Source organism: Pseudomonas sp. GM_Psu_1, assembly GCF_026544185.1.
Classification (GTDB): Bacteria; Pseudomonadota; Gammaproteobacteria; order Pseudomonadales; family Pseudomonadaceae; genus Chryseomonas; species Chryseomonas oryzihabitans.
Genome location: NZ_JALNUX010000002.1, coordinates 149,788 through 171,296, shown reverse-complemented (window position 1 = coordinate 171,296; position 21,509 = coordinate 149,788). Strand labels below are relative to the sequence as shown.

Sequence of the window (21,509 nt, the reverse complement as noted above, 5' to 3'; positions counted from 1 at the left end):
ACCGCAACGGACGCCAAGCTATCCGGCGAAGGCTAGTTAGACTTCGCCGTCGTGGTGCCAGGCGTCATGCAGATCGGAGGCGTTGGCTTCGCCGACTTCGGCGCGGGCCTTGAGCCAGTCCAGCAGCGCGGTACGGTCTTCCGCGGTGGGCGAGGTGTAGCGCTTGTTGGCCATGATGGTGCCTTCGACCCAGGCGTTGTCGAAGCCGCCGATGTAGTCCAGCTTGCGCTCTTCGACGTAGTCGATGAAGTCGCCCAGGAAGGTGTCCAGATCGTCTTCGCTGAGTTCGTTCTTGAAGCTCACCTTGATTTCAAAGGCCAGTTCCTGGAATTCGCCCAGGTACTGCTTCTTGCGCAGGCGACGCTTCATGCGGCTCAAACGGGGATCTTGGTTGGTATCGGTCATGGCGAAGGCCTGGATATCGATGAAAGGGCGGGCATTATCCCTGGCGTCGCCGGGTAATGCCAATGCCGAACGCCCGAGCGGCGGCTTCCTGTGCGGGATTCGGCTGCGACCAGAGCGCGCAGCACGGCAGCCGGCGCTCAGCGGATACGGTTATCGGCAGCCGCCTCAGGCGGCCATGGCCGAGCAGGCGTCGGCGCAGGCTGCGCAGGCCCGGGCGCAGGCCTGGCAGTGTTCGGCCTTGTGCTTGCCGCATTCGGCGGCGCAGGCGCGGCAGGTGGCCAGGCACAGGGCGCAGGCTTCGGCGATGCGGTCGCTGCCGCGCTGCATGAAGGTGGCGGCCAGGCGGCAGGCGTCGGCGCAATCGCGATCCAGACGGACGCAGTCACGCATCATGTCCAGATTGGCTTCGCCCAGGCAGGCGCTGGCGCAGGTTTCGCAGGCGGCGGCGCAATCGAGGCAGGCCTTGATGCAGGCGGCGAGGGTGGCATCGTTCATCCGGTAGCTCCTGGCGGTGGGTGTCTAGGGTGGACCCGTCCGCGCGACGCCGAGTTCGGGCGGCGCCATCGATTGACGCTCTCCCGGCTAGTCCGTACCCTGCGCCCTTGCACGTGGTGCCCCGCCTGGAGCGGGGTGAAACAGGGAAGCCGGTCGAGCCGGCGCTGCCCCCGCAACGGTAGTTGAGCAGTAGCTGCGCGATGCCCACTGGCCCTGGCCGGGAAGGGGCGCAGCGGATGCCCTCAGGGCATCGGCTCACCAGCCCGGAGACCGGCCACGCTTGCGTTCATCTCGGCGATGCGGAGGGCGTCGCGCGGCGTCGCCACCTGCCTTGCGCGGGCGGCGTCTCTGCCCGTTTCTCCGCCGCGCCCGCACCCGGAGAACCATCCATGACCGACACCCCCGATTCGACCAGCCCCGAGCGCGACGAGCGCCACCGCGCGCGCATGGTGCGCAAGAAGGCGGTGATCGACGCCCGCATCGCCGAAGCCCAGGACGAACGCGGCCTGCTGCTGGTGCATACCGGCATCGGCAAGGGCAAGAGCAGCTCCGCCTTCGGCATGGCGGCGCGCGCCCTCGGCCACGGCATGAAGGTGGGGGTGGTGCAGTTCATCAAGGGCCGCCGCGACACCGGCGAGCAACTCTTCTTCAAGCGCTTTCCGGACGAGGTGCGCTACCACGTCATGGGCGAGGGCTTCACCTGGGACACCCAGGACCGCGCCCGCGACCTGCAGTCGGCGGCCGCGGCCTGGGCGGTGGCGGTGGAGCTCCTGCGTGATCCGGCCATCGGCCTGGTGCTGCTGGACGAACTCAACATCGCCTTCAAGCATGGCTATCTGGAGGTCGACCAGGTGCTGGCCGACCTGGCCGGGCGTCCGGCCCATCAGCACGTGGTGGTGACCGGCCGCGGTGCGCCACAGGCATTGGTCGAGGCCGCCGACACCGTGACCGACATGAGTCTGGTCAAGCACGCCTTCCAGGCCGGCGTCCGCGCCCAGCAGGGCATCGAATGGTAGGCGAGACGCGGCATTGCCCGGCGCTGCTGATCGCCGCCCCGGCCTCGGGTCAAGGCAAGACCAGCGTCACCGCCGCCCTGGCCCGGTTGCATGCCCGCCAGGGGCGGCGGGTAAGGGTGTTCAAGTGCGGCCCGGACTTTCTCGATCCGATGATCCTGGCCCGCGCCAGCGGCGCGCCGGTCTATCAGCTCGATCTGTGGATGATCGGCGAGGCCGAGAGCCGGCGCCTGCTGTGGGAAGCGGCGGGGCAGGCGGATCTCATCCTCATCGAAGGCGTCATGGGGCTATTCGACGGCCAGCCCTCGGCCGCCGACCTGGCCGAGCGCTTTGGCGTACCGGTGCTGGGCGTGATCGACGCCGCCGGCCTGGCGCAGACCTTTGGCGCCCTGGCCTATGGCCTCGCCCATTACCGGCCGAGTCTGCCCTTCGCCGGGGTGCTGGCCAACCGCAGCGGCAGTCCGCGGCAGACCCAGCTGATCCGCGGCAGCCTGCCGGCTGGCATGACCTTCTTTGGCAGTCTGCCGCGCGATGCCGGCATCGAGTTGCCTAGTCGTCACCTGGGGCTGATCCAGGCCGACGAGGTCACCGACCTGGATCGCCGTCTGGACATGGCGGCCGATGCCCTGGGCGCCAGTTCCGACATCGAATTGCCGCCGCCGGTGGCCTTCGCCGCGCCGGAGCCGACCGCGGTCGAGCCACTGCTGGCCGGAGTGCGGATCGGTGTGGCCCGGGACGCGGCCCTGGCCTTCATCTACCAGGCCAACCTGGATCTCTTGCGCGCCCTGGGCGCCGAGTTGCAGTTCTTTTCCGTGCTGGCCGACACGACGCTGCCGGCGGTGGACAGCCTTTATCTGCCGGGCGGCTATCCCGAGCTGCACCTGCAGACGCTGTCCAACAACCTGGGCATGCGCGCGGCCATCCGCGCCCATCATGCGGCGGGCAAGCCGATCCTCGCCGAGTGCGGCGGCATGCTCTATCTGCTCGACGAACTGACCGACAAGGCCGGCGAATCCGCCAGCCTGCTCGGACTGCTGCCGGGCAGCGCGCGGATGCAGGCGCGACTCACGGCCCTGGCCCTGCAGTCGGTGGACTTCGCGCAGGGCACCCTGCGCGGCCACACCTATCACCACTCCGCCCTGGAGTCACCCGAGACGCCCTGGGCGCGCGGGCTGTGCCCCAACGGCAAGGCGGTGGCCGAGGCGGTCTACCGAGACGGTCGCCTCACCGCCAGCTATATTCACTTCTACATGCCGTCGGCACCCGCCGCGGCCGCCGCGATGCTCAAGCCGTGACCACGACCCCCTATACCCCCGCCGAACAAGCCGCCGTCTACCGAGCCATCGCCGAGCGCCGCGACATGCGCCATTTCTGCGGTGGCGAGGTGCCTCCCGAACAACTGGCCCGTCTGCTGGGCGCTGCGCACCAGGCGCCCAGCGTTGGGCTGATGCAGCCCTGGCGCTTCCTGCGCATCAGCGATCCGGCCCTGCGCCAGCGCCTGCACGAACTGGTGGAAGAAGAGCGCTGCGCCACCGCCGAGGCCCTTGGCGAGCGCAGCGACGACTTCATGAAGCTCAAGGTGCAGGGCATCCTCGACTGCGCCGAGGTGCTGGTGGCGGCGCTCATGGACGGCCGCGAAGCCCACGTCTTTGGCCGCCGTACCCTGCCGGAGATGGACCTCGCCTCGCTGTCCTGCGCCATCCAGAATCTCTGGCTGGCGGCTCGCTGCGAAGGCCTGGGCATGGGCTGGGTGTCGCTGTTCGAACCGGAATCCGTGCGCAGCCTGCTGGAGATGCCGGAAGGCGCCCAGCCGGCGGCCATCCTCTGCCTGGGGCCGGTGGAAGCCTTCTACCCGCGGCCCATGCTGGAAGAGGAGGGCTGGCGCCAGGGGCGGCCGCTGGAGGAACTGGTCTTCGAGAACCGCTGGGGCCAGAAGCCATGATGCTGGCCTTCGCGGTCGTCGGCGGCATGCTGCTCGACCTGCTGCTCGGCGAACCCCGCCGCGCCCATCCCCTGGTCCTGTTCGGGCGCCTGGCCGATAGCCTGGAGGCCCGCTTCAATCCCGGCGGGCGCGGCTGGCGCAGCCATGGCGTGATGGCCTGGAGCCTGGCCGTGTTGCCCTGGGTGCTGCTCACCGCTTTGCTCTGCCAGATCGGCTGGCTGGCCTGGATCATCCAGCCCCTGGCGCTGTATCTGGCCGTGGGACTGCGCAGCCTGGGCGAGCACGCCGAGCCGGTGGCGCGCGCCCTGCAACGCAACAACCTGCCCGAGGCGCGGCGTCGGGTCGGCTATCTGGTCAGTCGCGAAACCAGCGAGCTGGACGAGACCGCCGTGGCCCGCGCCGCCACCGAATCGGTGCTGGAGAACGGCAGCGATGCGGTCTTCGCCGCGCTGTTCTGGTTCGCCCTGCTCGGCGCACCCGGCGTGGTGCTCTATCGCCTGGCCAATACCCTGGACGCCATGTGGGGCTATCGCACGCCGCGCCTGGAGCGTTTCGGCTGGGCCGCGGCGCGCCTGGACGATGTCCTCAACTATATCCCCGCGCGCCTGGTGGCCCTGACCTATGCCGGCCTCGGCCGTTTCTGGAGCGCCATCGAAAGCTGGCGGACCCAGGCGCCGCTGTGGGACAGCCCCAACGCCGGCCCGGTGATGGCGGCCGGTGCCGGTGCCCTGGGCGTGAGCCTGGGCGGTCCGGCCCGCTACCACGGCGAGTGGCACGAGCGCCCGGTGCTGGGCCGTGGTCCGGCGCCGACCTTCCTGGCCATCACCCGCGCCCTGAAGTTGGTCCGCCGTGGCGCCTGGTTGTGGACTGCCTTGATCGCCCTGGGAGGGTTGTTGCTTGCTTGAGCATGGCGGTCGCCTGAGGCGCGCGGCGCGCACCTACGACATTCCCCTGGGCGACTGGCTGGACCTGTCCACCGGCCTGGCCCCCTGGCCCTGGCCGCTGCCGGAGATTCCCGCCAGCGCCTGGGCACGGCTTCCCGAGCCCGACGACGGCCTGGTGGAAGCCGCCTGCGCCTGCTACCGGGCCAGCGCGGCACTGCCGGTGGCCGGCTCCCAGGCCGCCATCCAGGCGCTGCCGACCCTGCGTCCAGCCGCGCGGGTCGCGGTGCTGGCGCCCTGTTATGCCGAGCATGCCCTGGCCTGGCGTCGCGCCGGGCACGAGGTGCTGGAGTGGGACGAGACAGGCATCGCGACTCATCTCGACCAGCTGGACGTGGTGGTGGTGGTCAATCCCAACAACCCCACCGGCGAGCGCCTGTCGCCCGCCCGGCTGCTGGACTGGCACGCCCGGCTCGAACGCCGGGGTGGCTGGCTGGTGGTGGACGAGGCCTTCATGGATCCCACCCCGGGGGCAAGCCTTGCACCCTTCAGCGATCTGCCCGGCCTGATCGTGCTGCGCTCCTTTGGCAAGTTCTTCGGACTGGCCGGGCTGCGCCTGGGCTTCGTGCTGGCGGCGCCGAGCCTGCTGGCGCAGTTGGACGAGCAGTTGGGGCCCTGGACGGTGAACGGCCCCAGTCGTTATCTCGCCCGGCGACTGCTGGCCGATCAGCCGGGCCAGCAGCGTCAGCGCGAGGCGCTGCTCGAGGCCGGCGAACGTCTGGCCGCCATGCTCGCCCGCCATGATCTTATGCCCATAGGTGGTTGCGCCCTGTTTCAATTGCTGCAGCGCCCGGATGTCGCGGCTCTGCACGAACACCTGGCCCGCCAGGCCATCCTGACCCGTCTGTTTCCCGCGCTTGGCGCCCTGAGATTCGGTCTGCCCGGCGACGAGGCCGGCTGGCAGCGCCTGGACCAGGGCCTCGCCAGCTACCGGAGTCCCCTATGAGTACGTTGATGGTGCAGGGCACCACCTCCGACGCCGGCAAGAGCACCCTGGTGGCCGCCCTGTGCCGCTGGCTCTATCGCAAGGGCGTGGCCGTGGTGCCCTTCAAGCCGCAGAACATGGCGCTCAACAGCGCCGTGACCGCCGATGGCGGCGAGATCGGCCGCGCCCAGGCGGTTCAGGCCCAGGCCTGTGGCCTGGCGCCCCATACCGACATGAATCCGGTGCTGCTCAAGCCCAATACCGATGTCGGCGCCCAGGTGATCATCCATGGTCGCGCCGTCACCAGCATGGATGCCAAGGCCTATCACGCCTACAAACCGGTGGCGCGGGAAGCGGTGCTGGCCTCCCATGCGCGATTGGCCGAGCGCTATCAGGTGGTGCTGGTGGAAGGCGCCGGTTCGCCGGCCGAGATCAACCTGCGCCAGGGCGACATCGCCAACATGGGCTTCGCCGAGGCGGTGGACTGCCCGGTGCTGCTGGTGGCGGACATCGACCGCGGCGGCGTCTTCGCCCATCTGGTCGGCACCCTGGACCTGCTCGAACCCAGCGAACAGGCGCGCGTCGCCGGCTTCATCATCAACCGCTTCCGCGGCGACCTGGCCCTGCTGCAACCCGGGCTGGACTGGCTCGAAGCCCGTACCGGCAAGCCGGTGCTCGGCGTGCTGCCCTATCTGCACGACCTGCACCTGGAAGCCGAGGATCGCCTGGCCACCGGCCAGGTCGCCAAGCAGGGACCGCGCCTGCGGGTGGCGGTGCCGGTGATGCCGCGGCTGAGCAACCACACCGATTTCGATCCCCTGCGCCTGCATCCCCAGGTGGAACTGTTGTTCGTCCGCCAGGGCGAGGAATTGCCCGCCGCCGACCTGATCATCCTCGGCGGCTCCAAGAGCGTGCGCAGCGACCTGGCCTTCCTGCGCGCCCAGGGCTGGGATACGGCCATCGCCCGTCACCTGAGATACGGGGGACGGGTGCTGGGCATCTGCGGCGGCTTCCAGATGCTTGGCGAGCGGATCGCCGATCCCCTCGGACTGGAAGGCGCGCCGGGTGACAGCGCCGGTCTGGGCCTGTTGGCCATGAGCACTGAGCTGGCGGCGGAAAAGCAGCTGCGCAACGTGCACGGCTGGCTGAACGACGGCGATGCCGAGGTGGCCGGCTACGAGATCCATGCCGGCGTCAGCCAGGGCCCGGCCCTGGAGCGCCCGGTACTGCGCTTCGCCGATGGCCGTGTCGACGGCAGCCTCAGCGCCGACGGCCAGGTGCTGGGCACCTACCTGCACGGCCTGTTCGAGTCGCCAGCCGCCAGCGTCGCCTTGCTGCGCTGGGCCGGCCTGGCCGATCCGCGGCAGCTGGACTACCACGCCCTGCGCGAACGGGATCTGGAGCGCCTGGCCGATCTGGTCGAACACCACCTGGACACCGGGCGCCTGCGCGCCCTCTGCGAGCTCTAGATGCGTGAATTCATCCTCGGTGGCGCGCGCTCCGGCAAGAGCGCCCTGGCCGAGCGCCTGGCCGCCGAGTCCGGCCTTGCCGTCACCTATATCGCCACTGCCGGTTGCAGCGATGCCGAGCTGGCGCGGCGCATCGAGCGCCATGCCGCCCGCCGGCCGGCGCACTGGGCGCTGGTGGAAGAACCCCTGGCGCTGGCCGAACGCCTGGCGGCCCTGGCGGCGCCGGAGCGCTGCCTGCTGGTGGACTGCCTGACCCTCTGGCTGACCAATCTGCTCCTGCTCGACGATCCCCAGCGCCTCGATCGTGCCTGCGCGGAGCTGCTCGAGCTCCTGCCGCAGTTGCCCGGTCACCTCATCTTCGTCAGCAACGAGACCGGCCTGGGCGTCGTCCCGCTGGGCGAGCTGACCCGCCGTTATGTCGATGCCGCCGGCGAATTGCACCAGGCCCTGGCCGCGCGCTGCGAGCGCGTGGTGCTGACCGTCGCCGGTCTCCCCCTGACCCTCAAAGGAACCCCGCTATGAGCATGCCCTGGTGGCAAGGACCCTGCCGCCAACCCGATACCGCTGCGGCCGAAGCCGCACGCCAGCGGCAGACGGTATTGACCAAGCCGAGCGGTTCGCTCGGTGATCTGGAAGTGCTGGCCATCCAGCTGGCGGCCCTGCAGGGCACGCCGCGGCCGCTGCTGCAGCGCACCGCCATCGCGGTCTTCGCCGGTGATCACGGGGTGGTGGAAGAGGGCGTCTCGGCCTATCCGCAGTCCGTGACCGCCGAGATGGTGCGCAACTTTGTCTGCGGCGGGGCAGCCATTAGCGTGCTCGCCCGGCAACTGGACGCTGCTCTGGAAGTCATCAACTTGGGCACCGTCACGCCGCTGGAAGCGCTGCCCGGCGTCATCGACCTGCCCCTGGGGCGCGGTACCGCCAACTTCACCCTGACCCCGGCCATGACCCATGACCAGTGCCAGGCGGCGCTGCTGGCCGGTCGCGACGCCGTCCTGCGCGCCTGTGCCGGCGGCGCCGACCTTTTTATCGGTGGCGAGATGGGCATCGGCAACACCACCGCCGCCAGCGCCATTGCCAGCGTGCTGCTGGATACCTCGCCGCTGGCCCTGGCCGGCCCCGGGACCGGGCTGGACGCCGATGGCGTGGCGCGCAAGGTGGCGGTCATCCAGCGCGCCCTGTTGCGCCATGGCGACGCCCTGGAGGATCCCTACGAACTGCTGCGCCGCCTGGGCGGCTTCGAGCTGGCCGCCCTGACCGGTGCCTATATGGCCTGCGCCCAGCAGGGCCTGCCGACCCTGGTCGACGGCTTCATCTGCTCGGTAGCAGCCCTCTGCGCCCAGCACCTGCAACCCGATACTCGCGACTGGCTGCTGTTCGCCCACTGTGGCGCCGAGCCCGGCCACGCCGCGGTGCTGCTGGCGCTGGGCGGCGAACCCCTGCTGGATCTCGGCCTGCGCCTGGGCGAAGGCAGCGGCGCGGCCCTGGCCGTGCCGCTGCTGCAGCTGTCCTGCCGCCTGCACAGCGAGATGGCGACCTTCGCCGAAGCCAGCGTCTCCAGTCGCGCCCATGACTGACTGCTGGCTGCTGCGCCATGGCGTCACCGAAGGCCCCGAAGGCTTTCGCGGACGCCTCGATCCGCCGCTGGCGGAACACGGCTGGGCGCAGTTGCGCGCCGCCGTCGCCCCGCAGCCGCCTTTCGAGCTGATCCTGACGTCGCCGCAGCAGCGTTGCGCGCGCTTCGCCGAGTGGCTGGCGGCGGAGCAGGGCGCCGAGCTGGCGGTGGAAGCCGATCTGCGCGAACTGGATTTCGGCGCCTGGGAAGGCCGTACCGCCGCCGAACTCATGCAGGACCAGGCAGAGGCCCTGGGCCGCTTCTGGGCCGATCCCTATGCCTACACCCCGCCCGGGGGCGAACCCGTGGCGGCTTTCGCCACGCGGGTCCTGGGCGCGGTGGCCCGCTGGCGGCCACGGCTGCAGGGCCGGCGCAGTCTGATCGTCACCCACGGCGGCGTCATCCGCCTGCTGCTGGCCCGCCAGCGGGGGCTGCCACCCAAGGACCTGCTGCAGGTCGAGGCGCCCTACGCGACCCTGCAGCCGCTGACGCTGGAGGAGGGCTGATGCCGCTGCCGCTGCTGATCGCCGTGCAGTTTCTGACCCGTCTGCCGGTGCGCCTGCCCGGCATGCCGCCCGCTGCGGCCGTCGGCCGCTCGGTGCTCTGGTATCCGGCGGTCGGCCTGCTGCTGGGTGCGCTGCTCAGTCTGATCGCCTGGCTGGGGGCGTCGGGCGGTGTCTTGCTGCAGGCGGCCCTGGTGCTGGCCGGCTGGGTGGTCCTCACTGGCGGCCTGCATCTGGACGGCCTGGCCGACACGGCGGATGCCTGGATCGGCGGCTACGGTGACCGCGAGCGGACCCTGGCCATCATGAAGGATCCGGCCTGCGGCCCCATGGGCGTGCTGGCGCTGCTGCTGACCCTGCTGCTCAAGTGGAGCGCCCTGGTGGTGCTTCTGCCCCACGCGCCGGCCGCGCTGTGGCTGGCGCCGCTGGCCGGTCGCCTGGCATTGCCCTGGCTGTTGCTGACCACCGCCTATGTGCGCCCTGGCGGTCTGGGCGAGCTGCTCAGTCGTCACCTGCCGCGGAAGGTCCTGGTCCGGGTGCTGTTGCTGGGGGCTCTGGGCATGGTCCTGCTACCCCAGGGCCTGACCGCGCTGTTAGTGACCGCCGGGATCGCGCTGCTGGTGCGTCGCGCCCTGCGCCGGCGGCTTGGCGGTACTACGGGCGATACCGCGGGCGCCCTGCTGGAGATCGTCGAAGCCGGGGTGCTGGTCGCGCTGGCCCTGACGCTGGGCTGAAAAATCGGCCCAAGCGTGAGATACCCGGGATTTTGCGATCTCCGTCCTTGAACGACCCGGGTTAACGGGTTAATAAGGCGCCTGGTTGCGCGCCCAGCGAAGCCACCTCGGCACGTGCGGATCCAGAGGGAGTCGTCGTCAGCTGGACAAGGAGCCCCAATGACCGATGCGCCTCACCGCGCCGCCTCGCCCCGGGAAGTCGCCCCCGCGTCGCGGCTCCGTCTCAAGCCCCGCAGCCTGTTCGCCAAGTTCTTTCTGGCGTTCATCCTGGTGGACGCCCTGGGCACCCTGCTGTTCACCCTGCACAGCTATCGCCAGGCGCGCGACGCCAGCAGCCAGAGCATCGACTATCGCCTGATGAGTGCGGCCCTGGCGCTGCCGGAGATCCTCGGCGAAGACTATCTCGCCCAGTTGCAGGACCCGGCCAAGGCGGACCCGGAACGCTACCAGCGTACCCTGATCACCCTGGATCGCTATGCCCGCAAGGCCGGACTGGCCTCGCTCTATGCCTTCGTCAGGGAAGGCTCGAGCTTTCGCTTCATCATGGATTCGGCCAACGAGGAGGAAATCCGCGTCGGCTACTTCGGCGACTATCGCCAGCTCTACGATCAGGCACCCCCGGAACTCGGTGCGGTGTTTGCCGATCATCAACCGCGTTTCGCGGAGTACCAGGATAACTTTGGCAGTTTCCGTTCCCTGTTCCTGGCCATTCCAGGACAGGACGGGCAAGCAGTCGTCATAGGGGCGGACATGTTCATGGAAGGAATAGCAGCGGCGGAGCAGTCGGCTCTGCTGGATTCGCTGCTCATAGGGGCGATCATCTTCGCGATGGGCGCCCTGGTCAGCCGGATTCTGGCTGGCGCGCTCAATCGCTATCTGGCCCGTCTCGGGCAGGCTACTGAACGTATCGCCGACGGTGACTATCAGCTAGGGCTCAAGGAAGGTCGCGATCCGGTCGGCCGGCTGGGCCGCGCCATGAACCAGATGGGCGCCGCCCTGGCCGCGCGCGAGCGGCGCATCAGCCAGCTGGCCTTTCGCGACATGCTCACCCGGCTGCCCAATCAGGTGCGGCTGGTGCTGGAAATCCGCCAGCGCATCGAGCGCGCCGCGGCCGGACGCTTCGCCGTGCTGCTGCTGGACGTGGCCAATTTCCGCAACATCAACGAATTGCTCGGCCAGGAAGGCGGCGACAAGATCCTGCGCCACCTGGCGCGTCGGCTGCGGGTCGCGGCGCCGGAAGAGAATGGCGTGGCGCGGATCGGCGCCGACACCTTCGTCCTCTTGCTGCCCTGGTTCGACGACGCCTCGGCGGAGGCGGCGCTGCTGTCGCTGCGCAACCTGGTGGAGAAACCCTTCGTCAGCGGCAACCAGCGGGTGTCCCTGCGCATCACCTTTGGCATCGCCTGCTACCCCGAGCACGGCGGCAGCGCCGAAGCCCTGCTGGCCAACGCCGAGACCGCGCTGCAGGACGCGCGCCGGCGCCAGTTGCCCTTCGCCTTCCATGATCCGGACCAGGAGCGTCAGCGGCAGCTGGGCATCGCTATGCTCGACGCCCTGGACCTGGCCGTGGACCACGATCAGCTGCGGCTCTATCTGCAACCCAAGATCGCGCTGCCCGACGGCCGCGTCGAGGGCGCCGAGGTGCTGATCCGCTGGCAGCATCCGGAACTGGGCCTGCTCAAGCCGGATGCCTTCGTCGGCATCGCCGAACAGAGTCGCAAGATCTGCGACATCACCCTCTGGGTGCTGGAGCGCTGCATGCGCCTGCAACGGGAGCGGCAGCTGGGCGCCCTCAAACTCAACGTCAATCTGTCGCTGCTGGACCTCGAGCACCCGGCCTTCATCGCCCGCATCGGCCGGTTGCTGGACGAGACCGGCGCCATGGCCGCCGGCTTCTGCCTGGAAATCACCGAGTCCCGCGCCATGAGCAATCCGGTGCAGGTGCTCGACTGCCTGCGCCAGCTCAAGGCCATGGGTTTCGAGTTGTCGCTGGACGACTTCGGTGCCGGGCATTCCTCGCTGGCCTGCCTGAGCAGCTTTCCTATCGACGAGCTGAAGATCGATCGCCAGTTCATCGAGCATTGCCAGCTGCCCGGGGATCAGGAGGTGATCAGGCTGCTGGTCCAGCTCGGCCAGTTGCGCGGGTTGCGGGTGGTGGCCGAAGGCGTGGAAACCCGCCAGGCCCTGGAGGTGCTCACAGACCTGGGCTGCGACCAGATCCAGGGCCAACTGGTGGCCGGCGCCCTGTCGCTGGACGACTTCCAGCGCTGGTATGCCGAGCAGGAACAGGGCCTCTGGGCGCTCAGAGCATAGCCTGATACCAGTTTCAGCCGCCGCTGCGGGTAGCCGTAGCTCGATCGATAGCCTGAAAAGCACGAAGCCGCCTGGCGGCGGCTTCGTTAGCGGACCCTGGCGCTTAGAAGCGGTAGGTCAGCTGGGCGCCCAGACCGTGGGCGCTGTTGTCGTACTTGGCGCTGTAGCCGGCCTTGGTGGAGGTGGCGGGCCGATTGACCGACACATCGTCTTCCCAGAGGTAGGCATAGGCCACATCGATGGTCATGTCCTTGGTCGGCGACCAGCCGGCGCCCACCGAGAAGGTCTTGCGATCGCCCACCGGGATGCGCACGTTGCGGTCGCCGTTGTCGGCCGGAGAGGGGTCGATGGCCATGCCCGCGCGCAGTACCCACTGGGGATTCAGCTGATAGGCCGCGCCAACGGCGTAGGACCAGGTGTCCTTCCAATTGAGTTCTTCCGATACGGTCGCAAGGGGCGAACCCAGCACCGGCAGGGTGGGGGTGCCCTCGTTTTCTACGTCGATCGACTTCAGGCGACTCCAGCGGGTCCAGGTGGCACCGGCGTACATCGTCCAGTCGTTGTTCAGACGGTAGGTGAAGGAGGCATCGCTGCTTTCCGGCAGGGTGATGTTGAGGCTGGCGTCATATTTGCCGTTGAGCCGGCTGACCAGGGCGTTGGTGATCGGGCTGGCCTGGCTGTTGGCGCCGGTGACCTCGGTGTTGCCCTTGAGCTTGTAGGTGACCTTGGAGTGGTAGGTCAGGCCGAAGGTCAGGTCATCGGTCAGGTCCGCGAGCAGGCCGACGTTGAAGCCGTAGGCGGTGTCGTCGCCGTCGATCTTGACCTGGCCATCCTGGGTGCTGCCGAAGTTGACGTTGCTGTTGAGCTTGCCTTCGATGCGGTTGATGGTCGGACCGAAGCCGATGGAGACCTTGTCGGTGATCTTGTAGCTGACGGTGGGCTGGATGGTGATGACTTCCACCTTGCTCGCCTGACCCTGGTAGCGACCCTGGAAGGCGTGCTCGTAGTTGCTGATCAGCGCATAGGGGACATACACACCCAGGCCGAAGTGCAGGCGGTCATCCACCGGGGTCACGAAGTAGCCGAAGGGCACCACTGAGTTGGGCACCATGTCGCCGTCGTTGCTGCCCTGAACGGCCTGGCCGTTGGCATAGCGGCCGCTGGCGTCCTTGATGTCGATCTTGGCATGGATGTAGGCGCCGCCCAGGGACACCTCGCGGCCCAGGCGCGACATGCCGGCCGGGTTGCCATAGATGGTGGAGGCGTCCTGCGCGGAGGAAGAGCGTCCGGCGAAGGAAGTACCCATCCCGCTGACACTTTGTTCGTTGATAGCCAGACCGTTCGCCAGGGCATAGCCGGAAGCGCTCGAAACGGCCAATGCAAGTAGGGTCAGTTTTATTGTTTTCATGCTCTTGCAGCTCCATTGAAAGGCGAGAAGCGCTTACCTCCGCGGATTCCCAAGTCCGAGTGAGTACCTGCGCACACTCAGCTTTTAGCAGGCCCTGCTTGCGAATACAAAAAAAACTATTCGGTCACGTTTGGTTCGGGGCGGTCAGCCGGCGTTCATCCGACGAACCCGCCTGGAAAGGCGCTGAATGCCATGCGTTCCGGTACCGGAAAGGCGGGTCGAGCGGCACCGAAGATCGTGCCAGGGTGGCTTATACTGTCGGCTCATCTGTTCGGAGTGCGCCCTTGACTTCTGCCCCTCACTGGATCCGCGACGACGCGGCGCTGGCCGCCCTCTGCGCGCGCTGCCAGACCTTGCCCTTCATCGCCCTCGACACCGAATTCATGCGGGTCGACACCTTCTATCCCAAGGCCGGCCTGATCCAGATCGGCGACGGCGAACAGGCCTACCTGGTCGATCCCCTGTGTATCGGCGACTGGACACCCTTCGCCGCGCTGCTGGAGGACCCGGCCGTGGTCAAGGTGCTGCACGCCTGCAGCGAAGACCTGGAAGTGCTGTTGCGCCTGACCGGCAGCCTGCCCCAGCCGCTGTACGACACCCAGCTGGCGGCGGCCTATCTGGGCCTGGCGCATTCCATGGGGTATTCGCGGCTGGTCGCCGAAGTGCTCAAGATCGACATACCGAAGGACGAGACCCGCTCCGACTGGCTGCAACGCCCCCTGACCCCGCTGCAGGAGCGTTATGCGGCGGCCGACGTGACCTATCTGGTCGACGTCTACCTCTATCTCGATGCGCGGCTGGATGACCAGCGGCGGGCCTGGCTGCTGGAGGATGGCGCCGAACTGGTGGCCAATCTGCGCCGCGTCAGCGATCCCTGGGAAGCCTATCGCGACGTCAAGCTGGCCTGGCGCCTGTCGCGCCAGCAACTGGCGGTACTGCGGGTGCTTTGCCACTGGCGCGAGGTCCAGGCCCGCGAGCGCGACCAGCCGCGCAACCATGTCCTGCGCGAACGCTCGCTGTGGCCGCTGGCGCGTTTCCAGCCCACCGACAAGCAGGCCCTCGCGCGCATCGACGATATGCACCCGCGTACCGTGCGCCAGGATGGCGATACCCTGCTGGCGCTGATCGCCGAAGGCGCGGCCACCCCGGCCGAGCAATGGCCGCCGCTGCAGTCCGAGCCCTTGCCCCACGAGGCGTCGCCGCTACTCAAGGCCCTGCGCGCCATCGGCGAACGGGACGCCGAGGCTCTGGGCATGGCGCCGGAACTGATGCTGCGCAAGAAGGTGCTCGAAGCCCTGCTGCGCACCGGCTGGCCCGATGGCGACTATCAGTTGCCCGACAACCTGCGGGGCTGGCGTCGCGAGCGCTTCGGCCAGGCCCTTCTCGATCACCTGCAGGCGCAGCGCACCCCGCCGGCGCCCCTGGAAGACACCCCATGAAATTGCTGTGCTCCATCTACCGAAGCCCGCGCAAGCCGGAAATGTACCTGTATGTCGACAAGCTCAAGGGCCTGACACCTGTCCCCGAAGGCCTGCTCACGGCCTTCGGCCCGCCGGCACTGGCCTTCGAATTCGTGCTGACCCCCGAGCGCAAGCTGGCGCGAGAAGACGTCGCCAAGGTCCTCGAGAACATCGCCAAGCAGGGCTACCACCTGCAGATGCCGCCGCCGGAGCTGGAGCGCGACGACTACATCGAGCACCTGCCCGAAGAACTGCTGCGTCTCAACGATCCGCTATGACCGCCGTCCTGCTGCTGGAAGACGCGCCGGCCGGCTATGTCGATGCCTGGCGCCAGCTGGCGCCGGAGCTAGACCTGCAGGTGCCGGCGGACCCGGCTGCGGCCGTGCGTCTGGCGCAGCAACCGTGCTACTGGCTCGGCCAACCCGATCGCGCTGCGGCCCTGCTGCGCCAGGGCGTAAAGCCGCTCTGGCTGCAATCCACCTGGGCCGGCTATGCGCCGCTGCTGGCCGCGGAGCTGCCATGCGACTATCTCTTCAGCCGGGCGGTGGGTCTGTTCGGCCAGAGCATCGGCGAATACGTCCTGACCTATCTGTTGCAGCATGAGCGCCAGGTGGCGGCGCGTCAGCTCAGTCAGCGGGAAGGACGTTGGGATACCCGGGCGCCAGGCCCCCTCGCCGGGCGGCGCCTGTTGCTGGTCGGGGCAGGGGACATCGGCCAGGACATCGCCCGCCTGTTCGCGCCGTTCGGCATGAGCCTCACCGGCGTCGCCCGCAGTGCGCGAACCCTGCCCGGCTTTGCCCGGGTGGTGCCGCTCTCAGAGCTGCACCAGGCGGCGCGGGAGGCGGACTTCGTGGTCAATCTGCTGCCGGACAGCGCCAGCACCCGGGATCTCTACGACGCGGCTTTCTTCGCCGCCTTGCCTGCCGGCGCCTTGTTCATCAATGCCGGACGCGGCACCAGCGTGGTGGACGCCGATCTGATCGCCGCGCTGGAAAGCGGCCACCTGGCCGGCGCGGTGCTGGACGTGTTCCGTCAGGAGCCGCTGCCGATCGAGCATCCCTTCTGGCAGACGCCCAATCTGCACCTCACCGCCCATGTCGCCGGACCCACGCCACCGGCGGCGGCCGTCCGGTTGTTCCTCGACAATCTCCAGCGCCTCCAACAGGGGCAGCCCCTGCGCGGCGCCGTCGAGCTCGCCGCTCAGCCGAAGGTATAGGGGCCGGCCACCGCCAGCTCCTCGACGGTCAGGCGTGGGCTGGGCAGCTCGCGGCCCTGCAGGGACTCCGGCAGGCTGGCCTTGTCGCCCAGCTTGCCAATGGCCACCGCCAGCTCGACCTTGAACGCCGCCGGCACCTTGAGTTCGCGCTGGATGCCTTCGCGGTCGATCCCGGCCATGCCGTGGGCATGCCAGCCGGCATTGGTCGCCTGCAGCGCGAGGTAGGCCCAGGCCGCACCTGCATCGAAGCTGTGGCTGGGGAAGGGGACCTCCTCACCGCTGCTGGCGCGCAGCAGGGTGGTCTTCGACAGGATGATCACCAGGGCCGAGGCGTGTTGCGCCCAGCCACGATTGAATTCGGCCAGCAGACTCAGGAACAGCTCCCAGTGGGCATCGCCGCGCCGTGCATAGAGAAAGCGCCAGGGCTGGGCATTGAAGGCGGAGGGCGCCCAGCGCGCGGCCTCGATGAAGCCGAGCAGCGTCTCTTCCTCGATGGCGACCGGTTCGAAGGCGCGCGGCGACCAGCGCTGCACGAATTGCGCGTCGACGGGGTATTGCGGAGTACGGCTGGTGCTGGTCATGGCTTCACCACGGAGGAAAGGGAATCCGGCACGGTAATCCGGCCGGGCGGAGTCGACAAGGGCGCGAACGGTGCTTGGCGCTCGCGGCGTGCGGCACTAGACTGCGCGCCCCCTCTCTTTGCCACGATCCCCGCCATGGCCGCCATCACCCAGCCGTTCTGGAAGCGCAAGACCCTCGACCAGCTCGATGCCCAGGAATGGGAGTCGCTGTGCGACGGCTGTGGCCTGTGCTGCCTGCAGAAACTCGAAGACGAGGACGACGGCGCCGTCTACTACACGCGCATCGCCTGCAAGCTGCTGGATCTCAAGACCTGCCAGTGCAGCCGCTACGCCGAGCGCACCCGCTTCGTCCCCGACTGCATCCAGCTCACTCCCGCCCAGGCCGACCAGTTCGCCTGGCTGCCGCCCACCTGCGGCTATCGCCTGGTGGCCGAGGGCAAGGACCTGCCGGAATGGCACCCGCTGATCTGCGACGACCCCGAGGCGGTGCACAAGGCCGGCATCTCCCAGTCCGGCCGCATGCTGAGCGAGACCCAGGTCGCCGAAGACGACTGGGAAGACTATCTGATCTTTCGCGCGGGCTGATCCCGGCCGCAGACCACCGCCGGGCTGTTCCGTAGCGGCGTCGTAAGACCCGCCGCCCAATGGCAGCGGACCTCCGCCAACCTGCCTGGCAACAGCGCCTGAGGGTGCTCGCAACCGGTACCCGCCTGGGGACAGCGATCCCGAAAGAAGCAGCCACTCGGCAGCACCCGGTTGCCCGGCAACTCGGTACGCTGCGTGGCGGCATTGCCGGTGAGCGGCTGATCCAGGCGCGGCACCGCCTCCAGCAAGAGCCGGGTATAGGGATGACTCGGTTGTTCCAGCACCTCAGCCGCCGCCCCCAGCTCGACGATCTGCCCCAGGTACATCACCGCTACCCGGTCGGCCAGATGGCGTACCACCGAGACGTTGTGGGAGATCAGCACGAAGGTCAGGCCACGTTCTCGTTGCAGCTGGGCCAGCAGGTTGAGGATCTGTGCCTGCACCGAGATGTCCAGTGCCGAGGTGGGTTCGTCGAGAATGATGACGTCCGGATCCGACGACAGCGCCCGGGCGATGGCGATGCGCTGGCGCTGACCGCCGGAGAACTGGTGCGGGTAGCGATCCAGGTATTCGGGACGGATACCGACCTGCAGCGCCAGGCGCTCGGCCAGGGCGCGCAATTCGGCAGAGGAGCTGCGACCCCGCACCACCAGCGGTTCGGTGATCAGCTTCCATACCGGCAGGCGCGGGTCCAGCGAGGACTGCGGGTCCTGGAAGACGATCTGGATGTTGCGTTCGCCACGGGCGGCGCCGGCGAGGGTGCCGCTCACCGGCGCCACCAGCCCCATCAGGACCTGGGCCAGGGTGCTCTTGCCGCAGCCGGATTCACCGAGCACGCCCAGCGTTTCGCCGGAAAAGAGCCGTAGGTCGATGCCGTTGAGGGCATGGGCCTGGCCCTTGGTGCGCCCGAGCCAGTCGCGGCCCACCGGATAGCGAACCTCGATGCCTTTGAGCTCCAGCAAGGGTACGGCGGGCGGAGAAAGGGTGTTCATGCCGGGGCGTCCTCTGCCTGCAGCCAGCAGGCGCTCAGGTGATCGGGGGTGTCCGTTGGCAGCAGCGCAGGGCGTGTCTCGCAGCGCTCATGGCGCCGGCTGCAACGCTCCTTGAAGCTGCAGCCACCAGGCAGCTGGGCCAGGTTGGGCACCTGTCCGGGGATGCTGGCCAGATCGCTGCCCGGCACCGCCTTTTCCGGAAGGCAGGCCAGCAGCCCCTGGGTATAGGGATGCCGGGGGGACTGCATGACCGCCGCGGTGGCTCCCTGTTCGACGATGCCGCCGGCGTACATCACATAGACGCGGTCACAGAATTGCGAGACCAGCGCCATGTCATGGGTGATCAGCAGGATGGCGGTGCCCCGCGCCCGCGCCTTCTCGCGCAGCAGGAGCAGCACCTGGCGCTGCACCGTGACGTCCAGCGCGGTGGTCGGCTCATCGGCGATCAGCAGCTGCGGATCGCAGGAGAAGGCCAGGGCGATCATGATGCGCTGGCGCATGCCGCCGGACAGTTCGAAGGGATAGCGTTCGAGGATCTGCTCGGGGTCGGCGATGTGCATGTCCTTGAGCAACTCGATCGCCCTGGCGCGGGCCTGGGCGGCATCCAGCGCGGTATGGCGACGGATCACGTCCAGCAGCTGGCGACCGATGCGTCGCGTCGGATTGAGCGCGGTCATCGGCTCCTGGAAGATCATTGCCGCCTCGCGGCCGCGAACTTCCATCAGCTGGCGCTCGCTCAAGGCGAGCATGTCGTGGCCCACCAGGTTGACGCTGCCGCCGGTGACCCGGTAGCTGCCGGGGGGCAACAGGCCAAGGGTGAGCATGGCGGTGACCGACTTGCCCGAGCCGGACTCGCCCACCACGCCGACGATCTCGCCGGGGGCCACACTCAGGCTGACGCCGTTGAGCGCCTTGGCGCTGCTGCGAAAGCCGGGAAATTCCAGATTCAACTGGTCAATGTGCAGAACGGGCTGGCCCATGTCATTTGCCCTTTTGGCGAGGATCGAGCAGATCGCGGATGCCATCGCCCAGCAGGTTGAAACCGATGGCGGTGACCAGGATCGCCAGGCCCGGGAAGGTCGAGTACCACCACTGATCGAGGATGAAATTGCGGCCGCTGGCAACCATCACGCCCCATTCCGCGGTGGGTGGCTGGGCGCCCAGGCCGATGAAGCCCAGCGCCGAGGCCATGAGGATGGCGTTGCCGATGTCCAGGCTGAATTGCACCAGCAGCGGCGGCAGGGCGTTGCGTGCCACGTGCCAGTGCACCAGGTGCCACTTGCCGGCGCCGAAGGTGCGTGCGGCCTGGACATAGGGCAGCTGGCGGATGCTCAGGGTCTGGCCGCGCGCCAGGCGCACATAGAAGGGGATGCGCACCAGGGTGATGGCCAGCATGGCGTTGAACAGGCTCGGCCCGAGGGCGGCGGCCAGGGCCATGATCAGCACCAGCGAAGGCACCGAGAGGATGATGTCCATCAGGCGCATCATCAGGCGATCGAAGGCGCCGCCGACGATGCCCGACAGGCAGCCGAGCAACCCGCCGATGGCGCAGGCGGCAAAGGCCACGAAGAGGCCGACGCCCACCGACTGGCGGCTGCCGTAGATCACCCGGCTGAGCAGGTCACGACCCACCTCGTCGGTGCCGAACCAGTGCAGGGCACTGGGTGGCTGCAGGCGGGCGGTGAGTTTCAGCGCGTTGGGCTGATAGGGCGCGAGCCAGGGCGCGGCGACCATGCACAGCAGCACCAGCAGGGTGATCACCAGCCCCGTGAGCATCAGCGGATTGCGGCGAATGCGCCAGGCCAGCCAGGCGGTCTGCTCGCGCCAGCCGGGGCGCGAGGCGGTCAGGGTCGTCATGCTAGTTCACCTTGCCGATGCGGGGATCGACCAGCCGGTAGAGCAGGTCGATGAAGCGGTTGAGCAGGACGTAGATGAAGGACACCACGATGGCGAAGCCCATGACCGCCGGGAAATCCAGCGCCTGGATCGACTTGACCACATAGGCGCCCATGCCCGGCCAGGCGAATACGGTCTCGGTGAGCACCGCGCCATAGAGCAGGTCGCCCAGGGCCAGGCCGATTACCGTGATGGAGGGAATCAGGGCATTGGGCAGCGCGTGGCGCAGCACCACGGTGGTCTGCGACAGGCCATAGGCGCGGGCGGTACGGATATAGTCCTCGCCCAGCTGTTCGAGCATGGCGCCACGGATCTGCCGGGTGATGACGCCCAGGTTGACGAAGGCCAGGGTCACCGCCGGCAGCAGCAGGTGCCTGGCCGCGCTGACGAAGCCGGTGAGATCGCCCGCCAGCAGGGTGTCGATCAGATAGAAGCCGGTCACCTTGGGCGGTGGCGTCAGCCCCTGGTCCAGGCGCCCGCCGCCGGGCAGCCAGCCGAGGTGCCCATAGAACAGCACGATCAGCCCCAGGCCCAGCCAGAAGGCCGGGGTGGAGATGCCGGCCACCGCCAGGGTACGGCTGATGTGATCGATCCAGCGATTGTTGTAGACCGCCGAGAGCACGCCCAGCGGCACACCGATCAGGATCGACAGCAGCAGCGCGGCCAGGGCCAGCTCCAGGGTGGCCGGAAAGAACAGCTGCAGGTCTTCCAGCACCGGCCGATGGGTGCGGATCGACTGGCCCAGATCGCCCTGCAGCAGGTCCCCCATGTAGCGGAAGTATTGCTGGTAGAGCGGCAGGTCCAGACCCAGCTGCTGACGGATACCGGCGACGATTTCGTCACTGGCACGCTCGCCGGCGATCAGCCGCGCCGGATCGCCCGGGATCAGGTGGGAGATGACGAAGGTGATCAGGGACACCCCGATCACCACGATGAGGATATCGGTCAGCTGCTTGCGCAGCAGATGGAAGAAGGCCATGGCATACCTCGCGAGGCGGGTGCCGGAACGCGCCGGC

At 68.5% G+C, this 21,509-nt stretch carries 23 protein-coding genes and 1 riboswitch; of the genes, 15 read left to right on the top strand and 8 right to left on the bottom strand.

The window, feature by feature from the left end; all coding sequences use genetic code 11:
* Nucleotides 1–36: 36 nt before the first annotated feature.
* Both OXS31_RS03510 and OXS31_RS03505 read right to left on the bottom strand, forming a co-directional pair.
* Nucleotides 37–405, bottom strand: coding sequence for a YggL family protein (locus OXS31_RS03510; protein WP_037007217.1), 369 nt, complete (start codon nt 403–405; stop codon nt 37–39).
* A 165-nt stretch (nt 406–570) separates the two neighbouring features.
* Complete coding sequence (locus tag OXS31_RS03505; protein ID WP_267397966.1) at nt 571–900, bottom strand: four-helix bundle copper-binding protein; 330 nt, start codon at nt 898–900, stop codon at nt 571–573.
* A gap of 97 nt (nt 901–997) precedes the next feature.
* A riboswitch (cobalamin riboswitch) is annotated at nt 998–1,194 on the top strand.
* A gap of 95 nt (nt 1,195–1,289) precedes the next feature.
* Here OXS31_RS03505 and cobO point away from each other — a divergent pair.
* From cobO to OXS31_RS03450, 11 genes are all read left to right on the top strand, one after another.
* Complete coding sequence (cobO, locus tag OXS31_RS03500; protein WP_027596933.1) at nt 1,290–1,916, top strand: cob(I)yrinic acid a,c-diamide adenosyltransferase; 627 nt, start codon at nt 1,290–1,292, stop codon at nt 1,914–1,916.
* Nucleotides 1,910–3,208 (top strand): cobyrinate a,c-diamide synthase, encoded by a 1,299-nt coding sequence (locus OXS31_RS03495; RefSeq protein WP_074584415.1) that lies wholly within the window; start codon nt 1,910–1,912, stop codon nt 3,206–3,208. Before cobO ends, OXS31_RS03495 begins: the two co-directional genes overlap by 7 nt.
* The gene (gene bluB / locus OXS31_RS03490; protein WP_144960271.1) at nt 3,205–3,855 is read left to right on the top strand and encodes a 5,6-dimethylbenzimidazole synthase; all 651 of its coding nucleotides are present in this window, start codon (nt 3,205–3,207) and stop codon (nt 3,853–3,855) included. Before OXS31_RS03495 ends, bluB begins: the two co-directional genes overlap by 4 nt.
* Entirely contained in the window at nt 3,852–4,760 is a 909-nt protein-coding gene (gene cbiB / locus OXS31_RS03485; protein WP_027596930.1) for an adenosylcobinamide-phosphate synthase CbiB, read from the top strand. Before bluB ends, cbiB begins: the two co-directional genes overlap by 4 nt.
* Entirely contained in the window at nt 4,753–5,742 is a 990-nt protein-coding gene (gene cobD, locus OXS31_RS03480) for a threonine-phosphate decarboxylase CobD (protein ID WP_267397960.1), read from the top strand. Before cbiB ends, cobD begins: the two co-directional genes overlap by 8 nt.
* The gene (locus tag OXS31_RS03475; RefSeq protein WP_267397959.1) at nt 5,739–7,190 is read left to right on the top strand and encodes a cobyric acid synthase; all 1,452 of its coding nucleotides are present in this window, start codon (nt 5,739–5,741) and stop codon (nt 7,188–7,190) included. The genes cobD and OXS31_RS03475 overlap by 4 nt, the downstream gene beginning before the upstream one ends.
* A complete protein-coding gene (cobU, locus tag OXS31_RS03470) occupies nt 7,191–7,712 on the top strand; it encodes a bifunctional adenosylcobinamide kinase/adenosylcobinamide-phosphate guanylyltransferase (RefSeq protein WP_267397956.1) in 522 nt (173 codons plus the stop codon).
* On the top strand, nt 7,709–8,767 hold the full coding sequence (gene cobT, locus OXS31_RS03465; protein ID WP_027596926.1) for a nicotinate-nucleotide--dimethylbenzimidazole phosphoribosyltransferase: 1,059 nt from the start codon (nt 7,709–7,711) through the stop codon (nt 8,765–8,767). The genes cobU and cobT overlap by 4 nt, the downstream gene beginning before the upstream one ends.
* Complete coding sequence (cobC, locus tag OXS31_RS03460; protein ID WP_027602696.1) at nt 8,760–9,311, top strand: alpha-ribazole phosphatase family protein; 552 nt, start codon at nt 8,760–8,762, stop codon at nt 9,309–9,311. Before cobT ends, cobC begins: the two co-directional genes overlap by 8 nt.
* Nucleotides 9,311–10,042 carry an adenosylcobinamide-GDP ribazoletransferase gene (locus OXS31_RS03455; protein ID WP_267397955.1) on the top strand — a complete coding sequence of 244 codons (732 nt, stop codon included), beginning with the start codon at nt 9,311–9,313 and terminating at the stop codon, nt 10,040–10,042. The genes cobC and OXS31_RS03455 overlap by 1 nt, the downstream gene beginning before the upstream one ends.
* A 159-nt stretch (nt 10,043–10,201) precedes the next feature.
* Complete coding sequence (locus OXS31_RS03450) at nt 10,202–12,355, top strand: bifunctional diguanylate cyclase/phosphodiesterase (RefSeq protein WP_267397953.1); 2,154 nt, start codon at nt 10,202–10,204, stop codon at nt 12,353–12,355.
* A 103-nt stretch (nt 12,356–12,458) separates the two neighbouring features.
* Here OXS31_RS03450 and OXS31_RS03445 read toward each other — a convergent pair whose 3' ends face one another.
* Nucleotides 12,459–13,763, bottom strand: coding sequence for an outer membrane protein transport protein (locus OXS31_RS03445; RefSeq protein ID WP_108581366.1), 1,305 nt, complete (start codon nt 13,761–13,763; stop codon nt 12,459–12,461).
* Nucleotides 13,764–14,047: 284 nt separating this feature from the next.
* On the opposite strand from OXS31_RS03445, the gene rnd reads away from it, so the two are divergent.
* From rnd to OXS31_RS03430, 3 genes are read left to right on the top strand one after another with little or no spacing between them, the layout of a single operon-like run.
* On the top strand, nt 14,048–15,202 hold the full coding sequence (gene rnd / locus OXS31_RS03440; RefSeq protein ID WP_267397951.1) for a ribonuclease D: 1,155 nt from the start codon (nt 14,048–14,050) through the stop codon (nt 15,200–15,202).
* Complete coding sequence (locus tag OXS31_RS03435; RefSeq protein WP_027596918.1) at nt 15,199–15,501, top strand: YcgL domain-containing protein; 303 nt, start codon at nt 15,199–15,201, stop codon at nt 15,499–15,501. The genes rnd and OXS31_RS03435 overlap by 4 nt, the downstream gene beginning before the upstream one ends.
* Complete coding sequence (locus OXS31_RS03430; protein ID WP_267397949.1) at nt 15,498–16,439, top strand: D-2-hydroxyacid dehydrogenase; 942 nt, start codon at nt 15,498–15,500, stop codon at nt 16,437–16,439. Before OXS31_RS03435 ends, OXS31_RS03430 begins: the two co-directional genes overlap by 4 nt.
* Here OXS31_RS03430 and OXS31_RS03425 read toward each other — a convergent pair.
* The gene (locus tag OXS31_RS03425) at nt 16,424–17,020 is read right to left on the bottom strand and encodes a nitroreductase family protein (protein WP_027596916.1); all 597 of its coding nucleotides are present in this window, start codon (nt 17,018–17,020) and stop codon (nt 16,424–16,426) included. The genes OXS31_RS03430 and OXS31_RS03425 overlap by 16 nt on opposite strands.
* A gap of 135 nt (nt 17,021–17,155) precedes the next feature.
* Here OXS31_RS03425 and OXS31_RS03420 point away from each other — a divergent pair, with 135 nt between their 5' ends.
* Nucleotides 17,156–17,605 (top strand): YcgN family cysteine cluster protein, encoded by a 450-nt coding sequence (locus tag OXS31_RS03420; RefSeq protein WP_007159211.1) that lies wholly within the window; start codon nt 17,156–17,158, stop codon nt 17,603–17,605.
* Here the strand turns inward: OXS31_RS03420 and OXS31_RS03415 are convergent.
* Genes OXS31_RS03415 through OXS31_RS03400 form a run of 4 tightly spaced genes read right to left on the bottom strand, consistent with a single transcriptional unit; the run spans nt 17,581 to nt 21,472 of the window.
* Complete coding sequence (locus tag OXS31_RS03415; RefSeq protein ID WP_267397947.1) at nt 17,581–18,597, bottom strand: oligopeptide/dipeptide ABC transporter ATP-binding protein; 1,017 nt, start codon at nt 18,595–18,597, stop codon at nt 17,581–17,583. The genes OXS31_RS03420 and OXS31_RS03415 overlap by 25 nt on opposite strands.
* Nucleotides 18,594–19,577: an ABC transporter ATP-binding protein gene (locus OXS31_RS03410; protein ID WP_267397946.1), complete on the bottom strand. Its 984-nt coding sequence runs from the start codon at nt 19,575–19,577 to the stop codon at nt 18,594–18,596. Before OXS31_RS03410 ends, OXS31_RS03415 begins: the two co-directional genes overlap by 4 nt.
* A gap of 1 nt (nt 19,578) precedes the next feature.
* Nucleotides 19,579–20,454, bottom strand: a complete 876-nt coding sequence (gene ddpC / locus OXS31_RS03405; protein WP_267397944.1) for a D,D-dipeptide ABC transporter permease — start codon at nt 20,452–20,454, stop codon at nt 19,579–19,581.
* A 1-nt stretch (nt 20,455) separates the two neighbouring features.
* Nucleotides 20,456–21,472: an ABC transporter permease gene (locus OXS31_RS03400; protein ID WP_267397943.1), complete on the bottom strand. Its 1,017-nt coding sequence runs from the start codon at nt 21,470–21,472 to the stop codon at nt 20,456–20,458.
* Between the last annotated feature and the right edge of the window lie 37 nt (nt 21,473–21,509).